This window comes from Hankyongella ginsenosidimutans (assembly GCF_005144965.1).
Lineage (GTDB): Bacteria > Pseudomonadota > Alphaproteobacteria > Sphingomonadales > Sphingomonadaceae > Hankyongella > Hankyongella ginsenosidimutans.
In genome coordinates this window covers 714889-732221 of sequence record NZ_CP039704.1, presented here as the reverse complement: position 1 = coordinate 732221, position 17333 = coordinate 714889, and the positions used below count along the sequence as shown (strand labels likewise).

The window sequence follows — 17333 nt, the reverse complement described above, 5'->3', positions numbered from 1 at the left end:
CGTGCGCAGGCATTAACCGGCTTGCTTAAGCCCGTGGCAATGCCGCCGCAGTAATGGGAAGCTACGCGCTTTGGCGCGTCGATTTGGCTTTCCCCGTGCAAGGATTGCGGCATGGCGCTGGCGCTTAGACACCAGGATGACGAGGCTCTCTTGCTGATCCCCGACACGATCGCCCAGCTCGCCGAGCGGCTGGCCGACGCCAGCGGCGCGGTGCTGCGGCGCTATTACCGCACCAATGTCGCGGTCGATGCCAAGTCGGACGACAGCCCGGTGACGCTGGCCGACCGCGAGGCGGAGGCGCTGCTGCGCGAGCTGATCCGCGCGATCCGCCCCGCCGACGTCATCATCGGCGAGGAATATGGCACGGATGGCGAGGACCCGACCTGGACCTGGGTGCTCGATCCCATCGACGGCACGCGCGCGTTCATCACCGGCCGGCCGCTGTTCGGCACCCTGATCGGCGTGCTCTACGAGGGCCGCCCGGTCATCGGCGTCATCGATCTGCCGATCACCGGCGACCGCTGGGTTGGCGTTGCGGACCGCCCGACCCTGTTCAACGGCAGGCCGTGCCGGACCCGCGCCTGCGCCGATCTGGGCCAGGCCTATTTCGCCACCACTTCACCGGACCTGTTCCCGAGCGCCGATGTGCCGCTGTTCGAGCAGCTGCGCGATGCCACCCGCCAGACCATCTATGGCGGCGACTGCTGCAACTATGGCTATCTGGCGTCCGGCTTCCTCGACGTCGTCGCCGAGTCCGGGCTGAAGCTGCATGACTTTGCCGCCCTTGCGCCAGTGATCGAGGGCGCGGGCGGGGCAATCGTCGACTGGTCCGGCCGGCCACTGACGGCCGAGAGTGACGGCCGAGTACTGGCCGTCGGCGACGCACGCCTGCTGAAGCCAATCCTCGGCTGACGGACTTACGGCGCGATCTGCTCGACCTTCACACCTTCGGCCTGGAGCATCGCCACCAGCCCGTCCGGCCCGACCAGATGCCCGGCGCCGACCGCGACGAAAGTGGTCCCCGGTTCCAGCAAGCGCTGTCGCAGTTTGGGCAGCCAGTTGCGGTTGCGGGCGATCAGCAGTTCCTCGTTGATGACCGGCGATTCTTCGGCTGCCCGGTCCACCAGTTCCTTTCGAGCAGCACCGGATCGCCGCTGGCCCAGGCGACCAGCAGGCGGTCGAACAGGGTCCGGGCGTCGCGCAGATCGTCGACGGTCTGTTTCACCAGCGCCCGCCCGGCGTCGCCATCCAGCCGGGAGAGATGCACGAACTGCTCGTCTGCGGTCTCCAGCCCCTCGACCGGCAGGCCAAGCGCATTCGCCTGGGTCAGGATCGCGCGGTCGACGCCTGCTTCCGGGTTCAGGCCCATGCGGGTGGCGGCGATGGCGCTGAGGCTGACGGCGGCGAGCCACGGGCGCATCCGGCGCAGGGTGACCTCGGGCACGCCGACCTGCGCGCCGGCGTCGCTCAACTGATTATAAAGCTCGTCGCCCAGCTCGTCGCGCAGCGACCGGTCCTCCGGCAGCAGGCCAAGCCGCAGGATCGTCGGCTGCAGCACGGCCGGATTCAGGTTGCGCTCGTCCAGCTCCAGCATCAGCCGGTTCGAGGTCGTGAGCGCCTGCTCATAGGCCGGGGTGCGCCAGGCAAGCGCCGGGGGCAGCAGATGGATGGTCCCGAACAGGTAGATCGCGCCCGCGGGGCCGGTCGCACGCCAGAGCGCGGGTGTCGCCTTGGTCGGCGTTGTAATCGCGGGCTGATCCGCCGGCTGGGCATGGGCAGGCGCCAGGCCAAGCAGCAGGACCAGCCAGAGTCGGCGCAGGAGGTGGAGCATGGGAGCCTCTAGAAACAGGGTTCGCCGGTACAGTGGCCGGAAAGTTTTAACGCGCTGCTAGTGTCGTGGAATCGAAGTTCGCTCCATCATGATATCGGACGATCAAGCGAACTTCGATTCTGAAAACGACACACGAAACAATATCTTGCTCATGTCCTTCTCGAATCTGAAATCCAGCCATGCCTGATATTGGGTGTAACGGATTTCAGATTCGGGACACGAGCATCCGGGGCAAACCGTGCAGCACGTACGGCAATGAGCCATAGTGCAGGCCCTTATCATGACCCACTGCCTGGGCGCGTGCGTTATTGCGCTTTTCATTCGGCCTGTGTATAGCCTCGCGCCTTCTGGATGAGTCGGCCGGCCAGTACGGGCTGCCGAGTCGACTCTTGATGCGTGGTGCGGCCGTTGGCCTAGCGCCTCTTTCAGTTTTGAAAGGATAAGCAAAATGCCCAAGATGAAGACCAAGAGCGGGGTCAAGAAGCGCTTCAAGGCCACCGCCTCCGGCAAGGTCAAGCACGGCCAGGTCGGGAAAAGACACTGCATGATCAAGCGGACCGCAAAACAGGTCCGCCAGAACCGCGGCACGGCTCTGATGTCGGAGTCGGATGCTACCAAGATGAAGGTCTGGGCACCCTACGGCCTGTAAGGGCTGGCCCGATCCCGTCGTTCTGACCATCGATCTGCAAGGAATTATCACATGGCACGTGTAAAACGGGGCGTTACCGCCCGTGCTCGCCACAAGCGGCTGCTGGACCAGGCCAAGGGCTATTATGGTCGCCGCAAGAATACTGTCCGCGTCGGCCGCCAGGCGGTCGAAAAGGCCGGGCAATACGCCTATCGCGACCGCAAGGTGAAGAAGCGGAACTTCCGCGCGCTGTGGATCCAGCGCATCAACGCCGGCGCGCGCGAACTTGGCCTCACCTACGGCCGCTTCATGCATGGCCTGAAGCTCGCCGGCATCGAGCTTGATCGCCGTGTCCTCTCCGACCTCGCCTCGCTGGAGCCGGAAGGCTTTGCCGCGCTGGTCGAGAAGTCGCGTGAGGCGCTGCTCGCCGCCGGTGTTGAAGGCGCCGAAGCCGCAGCGTAAACGGTGCGCCGCCGCAAGTGTCGCGGCGGACAGCGGAGGGCGGCATGGACGATATCGCGAGCCTTGAGCGCGCGTTGATAGACGCGATCGCGCAGGCCGAGACCCTGGATGCTGTCGAGGACGTGTGCGCGCCCTCGGCAAATCCGGTAGCATTACGCAGTTGCTGAAAACGCTCGGCACGCTGTCGCCGGACGAACGGCAGACGAAAGGGCCGCTGTTCAACGGCCTGCGCGAGCGCATTTCCACACTCATCAGCGAGCGCAAGGACGATCTGGAAGCCGCAGTGCTGAATGCGCGGCTGGCGACCGAACGGGTCGACGTCACCCTGCCGGCGCTGGCGGCGCTCGTGGGCGCGGTCCACCCGATCTCGCAGGTGATGGACGAGCTGGCCGAGATTTTCGCCAACCTCGGCTTCGATGTCGCCGAGGGGCCGGAGATCGAGAGCGACTGGCACAATTTCACAGCGCTCAACATTCCGCCCGAGCACCCGGCGCGAGCGATGCACGATACCTTCTATTTCCCGGCCGATCCGGCGGGCGAGCGCATGCTGCTGCGCACGCACACCAGTCCGGTGCAGGTGCGCACCATGCTCGAGCGGAAGCCGCCGATCCGTATCGTGGCGCCTGGGCGGGTCTATCGCTGCGACTCGGATGCGACGCACACGCCGATGTTCCACCAGATCGAAGGCCTGGTGATCGATCGCGATACCCACATGGGTCATCTGCGCTGGTGCCTGGAGACGTTCATCAAGGCATTCTTCGAGGTCGATGCGGTCACGACGCGCTTCCGGCCGAGCTTCTTCCCGTTCACCGAGCCTTCGGCCGAGCTGGACGTGCAGTGCTCGTGGGAGGGCGGGAAGCTGACCGTCGGCCAGGGCGAAAGCTGGCTGGAAATTCTGGGCTGCGGCATGGTGCATCCGAAGGTGATCGCCGCCTGCGGACTCGACCCCGCCGAATATCAGGGTTTCGCCTTCGGCTGCGGGATCGACCGGCTGGCGATGCTGAAGTACGGCATGACCGATCTGCGCGCCTTCTTCGATGCCGACCTGCGCTGGCTGCGGCACTACGGCTTCTCCTTCCTTGACGTTCCGACCCTGTCGGGCGGGATCGGAGCCTGAACCATGAAATTCACCCTGTCCTGGCTGAAGGATCACCTCGATACCGACGCTTCACCGGCCGAGATTGGCCGCAAGCTGACCGAACTGGGGCTCGAGCTGGAAGGCATCGAGAACCCGGCAGACAAGCTCGCGCCGGTTCGGATCGCGCATGTGGTCGAGGCCGTGCCGCACCCCAATGCGGACAAGCTGCGCGTCTGCCAGGTCGATACCGGCAATGGGCAGTCGGTGCAGGTGGTCTGCGGCGCGCCGAATGCCCGCGCTGGCATGAAGGTCGCCTATGCGCCGCCCGGCGCGCACATCCCCGGCAGCGGCATCACGCTGAAGGTCGCGGCGATCCGCGGCGTCGAGAGCCACGGCATGCTGTGCTCGGCGCGCGAGCTGGAACTCGGCGAGGACCATGACGGGATACTCGATCTGCCCGCCGATGCGCCGCCTGGTGCGCCGTTCGCCGCCTGGATCGGCCTGGACGACCCGGTGTTCGACATCGCGATCACGCCGGACCGCGCGGATTGCCTGGGCGTCGCCGGCATCGCCCGCGATCTCGCAGCGGCCGGCCTCGGCACGCTCAAGACCCCTGCTGCCCCGTCGATCGCGGGTGACTTTGCCTGCCCTATTGCCGTTCACACCCACGATCCGGACGGCTGCCCGGCGTTCCTCGGCCGCGTGGTGCGCGGCGTGCGCAACGGCCCGTCGCCGGACTGGCTGCAGCGCCGCCTGAAAGCCATTGGGCTGCGGCCGATCTCGGTACTGGTCGATGTTACGCAGTATCTCATGATCGATCGGGCGCGGCCGCTCCACGTCTACGATCTCGCCAGGCTGACTGGCGCGGTCACGGCCCGGCGCGGACGGTCGGGCGACAGCTTCGAGGCGCTGAACGGCAAGACCTATGCTCCGAGCGAGGCCATGGTCGTGATCGCTGACGACGCGCGCGTGCTTGGTCTAGGCGGCATCATGGGCGGCGAATATTCCGGCTGCACCGAGGCGACCACCGACGTGCTGATCGAGTGCGCGCTGTTCGAGAGTGTGCGGATCGGCGAGACCGGACGGGCGCTCAACCTCAACAGCGATGCGCGCGCCCGCTTCGAGCGCGGCGTCGACCCCGCGGGGCTTGACGACGGCCTGGCGCTGGCGACCGCCATGATCCTCGACCTGTGCGGCGGGACCCCGAGCGAATCGATACTGGCGGGAGCATCGCCGCGCTTCGATCGCACCATCGCCTACCGCCCGGCGCGCACGCTGGCTTTGGGCGGTCTTGCCGTACCGGCGGCGGACCAGCGCGCCATCCTGGAGCGTTTGGGCTTCACGGTATCGGCCGATGACGAACCGTGGACGGTCCGGGTACCGTCGTGGCGCAAGGACGTCGAGGGTGAGGCGGACCTGGTCGAGGAGGTGCTGCGCCTCGTTGGCTACGACCATATCCCGTCTGCGCCGATGCCGCGCGCGGATGGTGTCGCCAAACCGACGGCGACGCCTGTGCAGGCGCGCCTGAAGCGGGTGCGCCGCACCATGGCAGCGCGGCTTCGCCGAGGCCATCACCTGGAGTTTCATTGCGCCCGAGGATGCCGCACCGTTCGGCGGCGGTGCCTGGACGCTCGACAACCCGATCTCCGCCGACCTTGCTGTCATGCGGCCGACCCTGCTCGCCGGCTGGCGCGCGCCGCCCAGCGCAACCGCGACCGCGGCGCGGACAGTGTCCGGCTGTTCGAACTCGGCAAGCGCTACCGCGCCATGGACGATGGCTTCGAACGCCTGACCCTGCCCTGCTGGCCGCCGGCGACAAGCAGGGACGCCACTGGACCGCCCCAAGGCAAGCCGCTTCGATGTGTTCGACGCCAAGGCGGAGGCGCTCGCGGCACTTGAGGCTGCAGGCTTTGCCGCCGAGCGTGCGCAGGTCACCATGGATGCGCCCGGCTGGTTCCACCCGGGGCGCTCGGGCGTGCTGCGGCTTGGGCCGACCCAGCCGCTGGCGGCGTTCGGCGAACTGCACCCGACGATCCTCAAGGCGTTCGACCTCGACGGGACGGTCATCGCCGCCGAGGTCTACCTGGACGCTATCCCGCTGCCGAAGGCGAGCGGCCGGGCGCGCCCGGTCTATACGCCGCCGGTACTGCAGGCGGTGACCCGCGATTTTGCGTTCGTCGTACCGTCCGACCTCCCGTCGGCCAAGCTGATCCAGGCGATCCGCGGCACCGACAAGCAGACCATCATCGATGTCAGCCTGTTCGACCGCTTCGCCGGGCCGGGCGTCGAGGACGGGCATGTGTCGCTCGCCGTCGCCGTGACGCTTCAGCCGAAGGACACGAGCTTCACGGACGCGGACCTGACGGCGCTATCAGCGAAGATTGTCGATGCCGCTGCCAAGGCTACCGGCGCGCGCCTGCGGGCCTAGGGTCATCACGTTCTAGGAGACCTGTGCGCGGAATAAAAATCCTCCCCTTTAAGGGGAGGTGTCCGTTTGAAAGACGGGCGGAGGGGTTGCCAAAAGCGCCAGGTATCCGCCCGCCCCTCCACCACCCAGACGGGCGGTCCCCTCCCCGATGGGGAAGGAAGCATCATTCGCGCACAGGTCTAATCCCGGTCCAGCCGATGGCGGTTGATCGCCTCCAGCCCTTCGGAGACCTGAGCCTCGCAGTGGCGCGCCAGCTCCTTGCGGTTGGCGATGTCGCCGCGCCGCACCGCCGGGTGGAACATCACGGTCGCGCGGATGGTGCCGAGGCCGATCGCCTCCCACACATGGGGTAGCAGGTCCATGTCGCCGATCCAGGCGATCTTGGGCCGTGCGGCGCGGGTGATGGGCATGTCATTGATATGGGTGTAGCCGATCGAGACCGGCTGGATCAGCGTGTCCGCCCGCGCGCGCTCCGCGACCGAGAACAGCGATGACCGGAACGGCAGCACCCGCAGGCCCGGTGAGCTGGTGCCTTCCGGGAACAGGATCACATTCTGTCCGGCGTTCAAGCGGTCGGCGATCTCGTCGCTCTGCTGGGCGGCGGTCGAGCGCTTCTCGCGCTGGATGTAGATGGTGCGCTGCAGATTGGACAGCGTGCCGAACATGCCCCAGCCGGCGAGATCGGAACGCGCAACGAACGAGCCGAGTACCTGGCTGCCGATCAACGGGATATCCAGCCAGGAGACATGGTTGGCGACGAACAGGGTGGCGGCGTCCTTGGCCGGTGCGCCGACGATTTGCGGCTTCAGCCCGATCGCCCGGCAGAAGACCTTGTGGAAGGCGCGCGGAATCCGCGGGCTGGTGTCCGGCAGCCAGCGGACGATGCAGGCCTGGGTCGGCAGGATGGTGATGCCGACCAGTGTGGACCAGGCCAAAGCGCGGATGGCGCGCAGATCGTGATCGAATTCCGGCGAGAAGGGCTTGAGGAGCGCGCTCTGGGCCATGGACTGGGGTGTCGTTACTGCACGTCTTTGGTGCGCTTCAGCGACACACCGTAAAGTTCCATCCGGTGGTCGACCAGGCGGAAGCCCAGGCGCTCGGCGATGATCTTTGCAGTTCTTCGAGTTGCTCGTCCCGGAACTCGAGCACCTCGCCGGTCTCGATGTTGATCAGATGGTCGTGGTGCGCCTCGCTGGTCGGCTCGAAGCGCGAGCGGCCGTCGCGGAAGTCGTGGCGGTCGACGATGCCGGCTTCCTCGAACAGCCGGACCGTACGATAGACCGTGGCGATGGAAATGCGCGGATCGATTCTCATCGAGCGGCGATGGACTTCCTCGACGTCAGGGTGGTCTGTCGCATCGGAGAGCACGCGGGCGATGACCCGGCGCTGATCGGTCATGCGCATGCCGCGATCCACGCAGAGCGTTTCCAGCGGTGATGCCGTTGTCGCGAGTTCCTTGCCCATGGCGTCCTCTTGGCTGACCCGGTTTACGGGCAGGTTAATCGAAGATCAGCGCGACGCCAACGTCCAGAATGACTTCGAACATGGCGATTGGCAGCGCCTGCGTGAATGGAATGTCGAGCGCGCGCCAGACAATGAAGACATCGAGCGCAAACGTGTAGACCAGCAGCGTCAGCAGCAGCAGCGCGAAACTCGCACGGTCGATGACGTCGAACCCGACCAGCATGTAGAGCGGTGCCGCCAGCATTGCCCCCACAGCCGCGCCCAGTTCAGCACCATGATCGCCGGCAGCACCAGACGGGCGCGCCCCAGCCATCGGGCGACCATGATGAACAGGCCGATGTAAACCAACCAGCCCACCAGATCCTCGATGAGATTGAGGCTCAGGCTTTCCGGCGCGCGTCCCATGCGCTGTTGCAGCAGGTTGAGGCTGCTGAGCGAGACCAGCGTGAACGGCAAGGCCAGGAGCATGGTCCACCAGGACTGCCGGAACCCCTCAAGACTTGGGCTGAAATCCTGGAAGCCAGTGCGCTCGAACATCGCAAGCGCCCGCATGCCGCGTACCGGGCCGGCAAAGGCGCTGAACGGCGTCATGACGCTTTGGCCACGGTAAAAAGCGTTGCAGCACGGATCGATAGATATCGACGAGCGTGTCCAGATCGTCCAGCCGCACCTGCTCGTCGGCCTTGTGCATCGTGGCTCCGGGCAGGCCGAACTCGACCACGGGGCACATCCGCCGGATGAAGCGGGCGTCGGATGTGCCGCCGGACGTGGAAAGCTCCGGCCGCAGCCCGGTGTGCGCCTCGATCGCGGCCGCAATGATCCCGGGCAGGTCGCCGCTCTCGGTGATGAACGACTCGCCGGAGACGCGCACCGCGAGATCGTGGTTGGGCGCGTGTCGGCGCAGTTCCTCGGTCAGCCAGGCGACAAGATCACGGCTATGCTGCTGGTCGTTGAAGCGGATGTTCAGGCGCGCAAAAGCTTGACCCGGAATGAGATTTTCCGTCGGATTCGCAATGTCGATGGTCGTGATTTCAAGGTTCGAGGGGTCGAATCGCGCTGATCCTCCATCAAGCGGCCGCTCCTTCAGCGCCGTGAGCACGCGCACCAGCCGGTCGATCGGATTGTCCGCCCGCTGCGGGTAGGCGACATGGCCCTGTACGCCATGCACGACGAGATCCGCATTCAGGCTGCCGCGGCGGCCGATCTTGACCGTGTCGCCCAGGTGGTGCGCGCTCGTCGGCTCCCCGACCAGACACGCGTCTGGCCGCACGCCATGCTGTTCCATCCAGGCGAGCGTCGGGTCGGTGCCGTATTGGGCCGGCCCCTCTTCGTCGCCGGTGATGAGCAGGCTGATCGTGCCGGATGATGCGCCGTCCTGCGCGCCCAGAAACTGCTCGGTGGCGATCACGAAGGCGGCGATCGCGCCTTTCATGTCGGCTGCACCCCGTCCGATCAGGCGGCCGGCCTCAACGGTCGCCGCGAACGGATTGACGCTCCAGCGGTCGCGCGGCCCTGGCGGCACCACATCCGTGTGCCCTGCAAAGCAGAAGTGCGGCCCGCCCGAACCGATGGTCGCCACCAAGTTGTCGACCGGACCGTGCGGCGGCGCGCCAAAACGCAGGCGCTCCACGCGAAAGCCACGCTCGGCAAGGCGCGCGGCCAGCAGGTCCTGCGCGCCTGCGTCCTCCGGCGTGACGGAAGGGCGGCGGATCAGCGCCTGCGCCAGGGCGACGACAGCGGCACGCTGGGGAGTGAGGTTGGTCGAACGATCATCGCGAGGCATATGGCTCTCGCTAGACCCTTCCCGTTTTTGATTGAATCACTTTTGCGAGGCAATCAAAAACGGACAAGAAGGGTCTACGCAAAGAGTGAGAGCCTTTCTTATCGCCTTCGCTTGAGGCACTTTAACACAAGTGCCTCAAGCTCAGTCGGAAAGGCTCTAGCAGCCTGCCGGGTACGTCAAACCGCAGACCGAACAGCCATTGCTCGACCGTATCGCCAATTTTCCGTACGGGGCAGAACTTGGAAAATCGTGTCAGAATCGCCCTTTCCGTCATGACAAAAGCGTTTTATAGAGTATGCAATGATCCGGGCCTGCCTTCTATCGATGACGTGCGCCTTGAGGATCAGGCGCATTATGAAGACCGCATGAGGAAGTGAATGGCCACGGGCAAGGTTAAGTGGTTCAACCCGGAGAAAGGTTATGGATTTATCCAGGCCGATGACGGGGGCCGGATGTATTCGTACACATCACAGCCGTGCATCAGTCCAACCTGCAAGGGCTGATGGAAAATCAGACAGTAGAATATGAACTGGGCGAATCGCGCCCCGGCAAAGTTGCAGCAACCAATATTGTCGTGACTGGCGGGCCTGAATATCAGGAACGCCCGCAACGCAGCTTTGATCGCCGTCCTGGTGGTCCGGGCGGTCCAGGCGGCCCGGGCGGCGGCGGCGGTTTCAACCGCGGCCCGCGTCCGGAAGGCGGCTTCAACCGTGGCCCGCGTCCCGGCGGCTTCGACCGTGAAGGCGGCGGCGGCGGCTTCAACCGTGGCCCGCGCCCCGGCGGCTTCGACCGCGAAGGCGCTGGCGGCGGCGGCGGTGGTTTCAACCGTGGTCCGCGTCCCGGTGGGTTCGATCGCGAAGGCGGCTTTGCCCCGCGTCCGGAATTCGACGACGGTGGGCGTGGCGGCCGGTTCAACCGCGGCGGCCCGCGCGGCGGTGATGACCGTCGCGGAGGCGGCGGCGCTGCACCAGCGGGCGGCAAGCGCCGCTTCGAAGACGACGACGAATAGTCGCGCGACGCCCCGTCGAGTCTCCAATCGGAGCCTCGGCGGGGCGGCGTCCGTCAATCGCGCAGCAGCTCGTTGATTCCGGTCTTGGCGCGCGTCTGCGCGTCCACGCGTTTGACGATCACGGCGCAGTAGAGCGACGGGCCTGGTGCGCCGTCCGGCAGCGGCTTGCCTGGCAGGCTGCCCGGCACCACCACCGAATAGGCGGGCACGCGGCCCATGAACACGTCCCCGGTTGCACGGTCGACGATCTTGGTCGACGCCCCGAGATAGACGCCCATCGAGAGCACAGACCCGCGTTCGACGATCACGCCTTCGGCGACCTCGGCGCGCGCGCCGACGAAGCAGTCGTCCTCGATGATGACCGGGTTGGCCTGCAGCGGCTCCAGCACGCCGCCGATGCCGGCGCCCCGGAAATGTGGACGTTACGGCCGATCTGGGCGCATGACCCGACGGTCGCCCAGGTGTCGATCATCGCGCCTTCCCCACATGGGCACCGATGTTGACGAAGCTCGGCATCAGCACGGCCCGGCGCGATATAGGCGCCGCGCCGCACGATGGCGCCGGGGACGGCGCGAAAGCCGGCTGCGGCGAAGCGCCCGGCGTCCCAGCCGGCGAATTTGGAGGGCACTTTGTCCCACCAGGGCGCGCCGTCCGGCCCGCCGGATATCAGCGCCATGTCGTTCAGGCGGAACGACAGTAAGACGGCCTTTTAAGCCAGGTATGGATCGTCCAGCCGTCCGGCCCCGGCTCGGCGATGCGCACCGCGCCTGAGTCCAGCGCGGCCAGCGCTGCATCAACGGCGGCCTCCAGGCGTGGGTCGCTGCCCGGTTTCAGGTCGGCGCGCCGCTCCCAGGCCAGATCGATGAGGGCGGTCATGTCGTTCACTGGGGTTCTCCTGCAAATTTTCCGGTGACCGACTGTAGCCAGTGCGCCACATCGTCGATCTCAAGGTCGATGAAGTCCGGGTGTGCGTCGTCCGCACCTTTTCGGACCCGTTGTTGATCCAGACCGTCGTCATGCCCAGCGCTTTGGCCGGTGCCAGATTGCGCGCCATGTCCTCGACAAACAAGGCGCGCGCCGGATCGATGCCGAAGCGCTCAAGCAGGGTCGAATAAGCGCTCGCGCTCGGCTTGGGTACGAACTGCGTGGCGTAGATATCGTGAATATCCTCGAACAGCCCGGATAGTCCGAGCGCATCGAGCACGCGGCGAGCATAGGGGCGTCGCCGTTGGTGAACACCAGGCGTCGACCGGGCAGGCGCGCCAGGGACTGCGTCAGGGCCGAATCGACACGGAGCACGCTCAGGTCGATGTCATGCACGAAATCGAGGAAATGCGCAGGATCAACATGATGCCGGTCCATAAGGCCGCGCAGCGTGGTTCCATGGTCATGAAAATAGCGCTTCTGGATGACCCGAGCGTCGGCGGGCGGGATGTCGAGCAGGCGGGCGATGTAGGCCTTCATGCGGACGTCGATCTGGCCGAACAGGTCGCAGCGGGGCGAATAGAGCGTGTTGTCCAGATCGAAAATCCAAGTGTCGATCACACCAAGATTAACGCCGCCCGCCGGCTGGCGTGCGTCTGCGTCGAGTGGAGGCATGGTTTTTGAGACAAAATTTCACGCACGGAGAAAAACCAGCGCTGTCCTACCAGCCACTTAGGCCCCTGTTAAGGGCGAAGCGCTAACGCTTGGGTTCCATGCACATTCGCATGCGCCGGGGAGACGAGACACACATGCGCAGCGCACCGCTGGTCGCCGCTCACATTGATGGGCAAGCCGCCGAGCCGCAGCTTGGGCTTGGTGTGCGCGACATGGTCGAGCGCGCGCCCGGCCCTTCGCTGCTGATCGACACGGCGGGGCGGATTGTCGCGCATAATGCCGCCGCGGAGGCGCTGGTCATTAATGCCGCCGCTGTCACGGCTCTGGAGCGGCTGGCGCTGGCTGTGCAGGTCGATGGCCGGGCACGCGCCAGTGAAGTGGCCATCCAGGCGCAGCCCGCGCATGTTTGGCACCTCAACCTGTGGCCGGTGAAAGACGATCTTGGCCATATGCTGGTCTGGGCTTTTGCGACCGATCTTACGGTGCGGGAGCGTTTGATCGGCGCCCTCAAGGACTCCCGTGCCATGTACAAGGCGCTGGTTGAGGCCTCGGGTGACTTTTCCTGGGCGACCGATGGGGAAGGCCGGTTCAGTTTCGTCAGCAGCCGCGGCGCTTTCGGCTATGAGCCCTGGGCGTTGAATGGGCGCTACGCGAGCGAGTTCGGCAGCAACGCGGCGGCGTGCTTCTGCGCGCGTGAGCCGAAATCGCCGACCGACGTCTGGCTCCATGGCGCGGACGGCGCGCTGGTTTGCCTCTCGGTATCGGCTGTGCCGGTGTTCGACGACAGCGGCGCGTGGGTTGGCGCGCGCGGCATCGCCCGGGATGTGACCGAGGCGCGACTTGCCTCGCAGAGGCTGGATGCGATCCGCCGCCGTGAACAGCTCGCCCGGCGGATCGTCGACATGATCCGTGCCGAGGTCCGGCCGGGCAAGGCCTTGCAGCGCGCGGTCGAATGCATCGCGCAGGCGCTTGAGGCCGATTCCTGCCGCCTGCTCTGGCGGATGGGCGAGGTGCGCTCGGGGCCTTGCCGGAGGGTGTCGAATCGCCGATCCGCTTGCAGCAGGCATGCCGGATCGGGGAGCAGATCAACGGGGAATTGATTGTCGAGCGCTCGCATGGCGCCTGGCTGGATGAAGACAGCGACCTGCTCTGCCGCCTTGCGGATCATGTGGCGATCGCCATCGAACAGTCGGCCCAGCATCTCGAGCTCGAGCGGCTGTCGCTGACGGATTCGCTGACCGGTCTCGCCAACCGGCGCGCGTTCGAGGGCGAGATCGGCCGCCGTATCGCCAGCCTCGGCCGCTCGGGCGGCCAGGGTGTGCTGATGGTCATCGATCTCGACAACTTCAAGACGCTGAACGACAGCTTCGGTCACGCCGCCGGCGACCGCGCCCTCGCCATGCTCGGGACCATGCTGACGACCGCGACCCGCGGTCACGATGTGGTCGCGCGGATCGGTGGCGATGAATTCGCCATCTGGTTGGATGGTTGCACGCAGTCCGGCGCCGAGCGCGTCGCGATGACGTTGCGTCAGAATATCGCCGCGCAGGCGGTCATCGACATGGGGCTCTCGCTCTCGATCGGGATGGCTGCCCTGCGGGGACCCGGCGACGATCTGACCGCCCTTTTCAAACGCGCGGACGCCGCGCTGTATCGTGTGAAGCGCGCTGGCCGTGACGGTGCGCAGTGGTTCGAGCAGGAGGATGCATGAGTAAGGCCGTTCGTCAGACCGATAAACCGGGCTTTGCCGGCAGGCTGGATTACGCCCAGACGCTGGCGATTCTCGAGAGCGGCGACGAAGTCGCACAACTGACTCTGGCGGAAAACCCCAATGCGCCCGGCGAGGCGCTTTATTATCTGGCGCGTCACGGCACGGCCAAGGTGCGTACCGCCGTTGCCCAGAACGACTCGACGCCGGCGCAGGCGGACAGCATCCTCTCGGAGGATGACCAGGAGGAAGTCCGTGCGGAACTGGCGCGACGCATCCACCGCCTGCTGCCGCACCTCAGTCAGGGCGCGAAGGCACAATTGCGCGAACAGGCGATCGCCATCGTGCAGGCGCTGGCTGACGATCAGACCGTCCGCGTACGGGCCCTGCTGGCCGAGGCCGTCAAAACGACCCCGGATCCCGCGCGCGCTGGCCCTGCAGCTTGCGCACGATCCTGCATTTTCGGTTTGCGGGCCGATCCTGGAATATTCGCCCCTCCTCAATGATACCGACCTCACGGAAATCATCGCCGCCACCCGCGTCAGCGAGGCGCTTGCAGCGATTTCGCGCCGCAGCACCGTGTCCGAGGCGGTCAGCGACGCCCTGGTGCGCACCGGCGACATCGCCGCCGTCGCGGCCTTGCTGGGCAACCCGAACGCGCAGATGCGCGAGGATACGCTGGATCTCATCCTTGATGGCGCGCCGTCCGTCGAAAGCTGGCACGAGCCGCTGGTGATGCGCGCCAATATCTCTGCGCGCGCCATGAAGCGTATTGCAGGGTTCGTGGCCGCCAACCTCGTCGATCGCATGATCGCGCGGCATAATGTTCCGGAGAACATCGCGCGCGACCTGCTGCTCACGGTGCGACAGCGCATCGAGAGCGAGAAAGTCGGCGCTCCTCGCTGGAAGCCTGCGAGCAAACGGCGCGTAAGGTCATCGCCGACCGCAGCTTCGGTGACAAATGGGTGATGGAGGCCATCGATGCCCGCAACCAGGCCGGTGTGATCACGGCGGCGCTCGGGCTGGCGTCTGGTCTCGGGCTCGAGCCTGCGCGCGCGATCATCGCCTCGCGCATTGGTCGGGCCATCATGGCGCTGTGCTGGAAGGCGGGTCTCAGCGCCCGCACAGCCTATGAAATCCAGCAGCATGTTGCCCATGTGGTGCCGAACCAACTGGTCACGCCCAAGGGCGGTGTCGACTACCCGATGAAGGTCGACCAGATGGAGTGGCTGCTCGAGACTTACCTCGAGGGCTGAGTGGCGGCGTCCGGCGTGCGGCCGCGCGTCACCAAGGTGCCAGCCCCGCGCTTGGTGAAGATTTCCAGCAGCATGGCGTGTTGCACCCTCCCGTCCAGAATGACGGCGGCATCGACGCCCTGACGCAGCGCCGCCAGGCAGGTCTCCAACTTGGGGATCATGCCGCCCTGGATCGTGCCGTCCGCCATCAGCTCCAGCACGTGGTCCGGCGTGAGATCGGTCAGGAGCTCCGGGATTTGCTGAGCACGCCGGGCACGTCGGTCAGCAGGAACAAGCGCGCGGCCTTGAGCGCCCCGGCGATGGCCCCGGCCATGGTATCGGCGTTGACGTTGTAGGTCTGGCCGTGCTCGTCCGCCGCCACCGGCGCGATGACCGGAATGACGTTAGACAGCCGCAGCATCTCGAGGAAGGTCGGGTCGACGCCGTCCGGTTCGCCGACGAAACCCAGGTCGATCACCCGCTCGATGTTCGACTCCGGATCGCGCTTGGTGCGGGTCAGGCGCTTGACCGTCACCAGATGCGCATCCTTGCCGCACAGGCCAACGGCGGTGCCGCCGGCGCGGTTGATCGAACTTACCACGTCCTTGTTGATCGAGCCGGCGAGGACCATTTCCGCGACCTCGGCTGTCTCCGCATCGGTGACGCGCAGGCCGTCGACGAAGTTGCTGGCGATCCCGAGCCGGCCCAGCATGTTCCCGATCTGCGGCCCGCCGCCGTGGACCACCACGGGATGGATGCCGATGCGCTTCAGCAGCACCACGTCCTGCGCGAAGCTGTCGGACAGCGAGTCGCTGCCCATGGCGTTGCCACCGTATTTTATGACGAAGGTCTTGCCGGCGTAGGCGCGCAGGTACGGCAGCGCCTCGACCAGCGTTTCCGCCTTGGCCAGATCAACGGGGTTTGGACTGTTGGACGACTCTTTGCCCAATTCGGCCTCCGGCATCGCAGTGTTCGCGCTCTGATAGCGGGAACCCCGCCGCGCTGCCAAGGCCGAGCTGCACAACGGTGTTTACGATCAGGATGACAGGCGGTTGACTGCTTCCGTCAATTCCTTGTCGGCCTGTTCGACGAAGTAGACCATCGCGGACAGGATGACGTCGTTGTAATAGTCGCCGCTGGTGCGCACTTCGGCCTCGGCGGCCTTCATGTCGCGCAGAGCCTCATGGGCGCGGCGCTGCATGCCCGCCAGTTCCGACCTTACGGCGTCCGCCTTTGCCCTCAAGGCCTTATCGTCTGGAGCCGAACGGGCTGCGGTGACTGCGGCGCGAAAGCCGGACGCCTTCGCATCGTAGCTGTCGAGTTCCGTTTTGGCGCGCGCCACGATCGCATTGAGCTTCAACACGGCGTCACGCGTGAACGGCGGCTGTTCCAGTTCCGCCTTCAGTGCGCCGGGGCGTTCCGGCGCCTGGCCTGGAATGCTGGGTGCCGCAGCCGTCGACGTGGCCGCCGGCTGGTGCCCGGCGCAGCCGATCAGCAGCGCGACGAGCAGGAGTGGGGTGCGTCTCATCTTGGTTCCATCCGAAAAATACGGGCTGCACCATGGGTATGGCGCAGCCCAGTCTGTTCAAGTCAAGCCCGGACGAGTCCAGGGTTAGTCGTCTTTGCGCTGCAGGGCGTGGTTCAGCACCCACTGTCCGATCTGGACGCCGAGAGCCTGACCGCCGATGTTATCCCACTGCCAGTGCACGCCGTTGTAGATGCGGCTGATGCCATTCGACTCCTGCGCCTGTTGCAAGGTGCGGAACCGAACCGGAACCAGCGGACGCGGCTGGTTGTTGTTCAGCGGATCAGAACCCTCGCCATTGTACTCGTCCGAGACGAAGGTGAAGGCCGTGTTGTTGCCAAAGAACGCCCGCGCGACTTCGAAGGTCGACGCGCCGAAGGTCGCATGGCCCGACGGGTAGGCCGGGAACGGCGGCGTGGCGCGGATCGGCAGGGTGGTGTTGATGACCGAAACGCCGACCGGTTGCCAGGTCGGGTCTGCCGGCGTTGCGGCGTTCGCGGCTGCGGGCCTTCGGCAATGCCGGTTACCGGGCGCGCATAGTTATAATACCATTTGCTGTCCCAGGCCGCGATGCCGGAGTCAG

Annotated in this window: 13 protein-coding genes and 9 pseudogenes; 10 read left to right on the top strand and 12 right to left on the bottom strand. The window is 66.0% G+C overall.

All coding sequences use genetic code 11. The annotated features are described in order from the left end of the window. The first annotated feature begins 111 nt into the window (after positions 1-111). Positions 112-912, top strand: a complete 801-nt coding sequence (locus E6W36_RS04205) for an inositol monophosphatase family protein (RefSeq protein WP_222873852.1) — start codon at positions 112-114, stop codon at positions 910-912. Between the two features lie 5 nt (positions 913-917). On the opposite strand, the gene E6W36_RS20305 is transcribed toward E6W36_RS04205, so the two are convergent. After that, complete coding sequence (locus tag E6W36_RS20305) at positions 918-1124, bottom strand: TraB/GumN family protein (RefSeq protein WP_222873851.1); 207 nt, start codon at positions 1122-1124, stop codon at positions 918-920. Then, on the bottom strand, positions 1076-1831 hold the full coding sequence (locus tag E6W36_RS04195) for a TraB/GumN family protein (protein WP_222873850.1): 756 nt from the start codon (positions 1829-1831) through the stop codon (positions 1076-1078). The genes E6W36_RS20305 and E6W36_RS04195 overlap by 49 nt, the downstream gene beginning before the upstream one ends. A 448-nt stretch (positions 1832-2279) precedes the next feature. On the opposite strand from E6W36_RS04195, the gene rpmI reads away from it, so the two are divergent. From rpmI to pheT, 4 genes and pseudogenes are all read left to right on the top strand, one after another. Further along, a complete protein-coding gene (rpmI, locus tag E6W36_RS04190) occupies positions 2280-2480 on the top strand; it encodes a 50S ribosomal protein L35 (RefSeq protein WP_222873849.1) in 201 nt (66 codons plus the stop codon). A 51-nt stretch (positions 2481-2531) separates the two neighbouring features. Next, positions 2532-2921, top strand: a complete 390-nt coding sequence (gene rplT, locus E6W36_RS04185) for a 50S ribosomal protein L20 (protein WP_222873848.1) — start codon at positions 2532-2534, stop codon at positions 2919-2921. A gap of 44 nt (positions 2922-2965) precedes the next feature. Further along, positions 2966-4038 (top strand): annotated as a pseudogene (pheS, locus tag E6W36_RS04180) (phenylalanine--tRNA ligase subunit alpha). A 3-nt stretch (positions 4039-4041) separates the two neighbouring features. Next, positions 4042-6427, top strand: a pseudogene (gene pheT / locus E6W36_RS04175) (phenylalanine--tRNA ligase subunit beta). A gap of 179 nt (positions 6428-6606) precedes the next feature. Here pheT and E6W36_RS04170 read toward each other — a convergent pair. The 5 genes and pseudogenes from E6W36_RS04170 to dapE form a co-directional block, all read right to left on the bottom strand. Continuing rightward, complete coding sequence (locus E6W36_RS04170; RefSeq protein WP_222873847.1) at positions 6607-7431, bottom strand: lysophospholipid acyltransferase family protein; 825 nt, start codon at positions 7429-7431, stop codon at positions 6607-6609. A 14-nt stretch (positions 7432-7445) separates the two neighbouring features. Further along, positions 7446-7891: pseudogene (locus E6W36_RS04165) on the bottom strand (Fur family transcriptional regulator). Between the two features lie 34 nt (positions 7892-7925). After that, positions 7926-8114 (bottom strand): hypothetical protein, encoded by a 189-nt coding sequence (locus E6W36_RS04160; RefSeq protein ID WP_222873846.1) that lies wholly within the window; start codon positions 8112-8114, stop codon positions 7926-7928. Then, entirely contained in the window at positions 8060-8428 is a 369-nt protein-coding gene (locus tag E6W36_RS04155) for a hypothetical protein (protein WP_222873845.1), read from the bottom strand. Before E6W36_RS04155 ends, E6W36_RS04160 begins: the two co-directional genes overlap by 55 nt. Further along, complete coding sequence (dapE, locus tag E6W36_RS04150; protein ID WP_222873844.1) at positions 8385-9674, bottom strand: succinyl-diaminopimelate desuccinylase; 1290 nt, start codon at positions 9672-9674, stop codon at positions 8385-8387. The genes E6W36_RS04155 and dapE overlap by 44 nt, the downstream gene beginning before the upstream one ends. A gap of 377 nt (positions 9675-10051) precedes the next feature. On the opposite strand from dapE, the pseudogene E6W36_RS22960 reads away from it, so the two are divergent. Further along, a pseudogene (locus tag E6W36_RS22960) lies at positions 10052-10683 on the top strand (cold-shock protein). Positions 10684-10736: 53 nt separating this feature from the next. Here the strand turns inward: E6W36_RS22960 and dapD are convergent. Beyond that, positions 10737-11559: pseudogene (gene dapD, locus E6W36_RS04140) on the bottom strand (2,3,4,5-tetrahydropyridine-2,6-dicarboxylate N-succinyltransferase). A gap of 5 nt (positions 11560-11564) precedes the next feature. Beyond that, positions 11565-12282, bottom strand: a pseudogene (locus tag E6W36_RS04135) (pyrimidine 5'-nucleotidase). A gap of 134 nt (positions 12283-12416) precedes the next feature. Between E6W36_RS04135 and E6W36_RS04130 the strand changes: the two are divergent. The 4 genes and pseudogenes from E6W36_RS04130 (at position 12417) to E6W36_RS04120 (ending at position 15246) form a co-directional block, all read left to right on the top strand. Next, the gene (locus tag E6W36_RS04130) at positions 12417-13382 is read left to right on the top strand and encodes a PAS domain-containing protein (RefSeq protein WP_222873843.1); all 966 of its coding nucleotides are present in this window, start codon (positions 12417-12419) and stop codon (positions 13380-13382) included. Next, positions 13337-13993, top strand: a complete 657-nt coding sequence (locus E6W36_RS04125) for a GGDEF domain-containing protein (protein WP_222873842.1) — start codon at positions 13337-13339, stop codon at positions 13991-13993. Before E6W36_RS04130 ends, E6W36_RS04125 begins: the two co-directional genes overlap by 46 nt. Continuing rightward, complete coding sequence (locus tag E6W36_RS17765; protein WP_246048106.1) at positions 13990-14496, top strand: hypothetical protein; 507 nt, start codon at positions 13990-13992, stop codon at positions 14494-14496. The genes E6W36_RS04125 and E6W36_RS17765 overlap by 4 nt, the downstream gene beginning before the upstream one ends. Then, positions 14408-15246: pseudogene (locus E6W36_RS04120) on the top strand (DUF2336 domain-containing protein). Before E6W36_RS17765 ends, E6W36_RS04120 begins: the two are co-directional and overlap by 89 nt. Here the strand turns inward: E6W36_RS04120 and argB are convergent. The 3 genes and pseudogenes from argB to E6W36_RS04100 form a co-directional block, all read right to left on the bottom strand. Next, positions 15231-16189 (bottom strand): annotated as a pseudogene (gene argB / locus E6W36_RS04110) (acetylglutamate kinase). The pseudogenes E6W36_RS04120 and argB overlap by 16 nt on opposite strands. A 72-nt stretch (positions 16190-16261) precedes the next feature. Beyond that, a complete protein-coding gene (locus tag E6W36_RS04105) occupies positions 16262-16753 on the bottom strand; it encodes a hypothetical protein (protein ID WP_222873839.1) in 492 nt (163 codons plus the stop codon). Positions 16754-16837: 84 nt separating this feature from the next. Next, positions 16838-17200 (bottom strand): annotated as a pseudogene (locus tag E6W36_RS04100) (phosphatase PAP2 family protein); the annotation flags it as partial. Positions 17201-17333 lie beyond the last annotated feature (133 nt).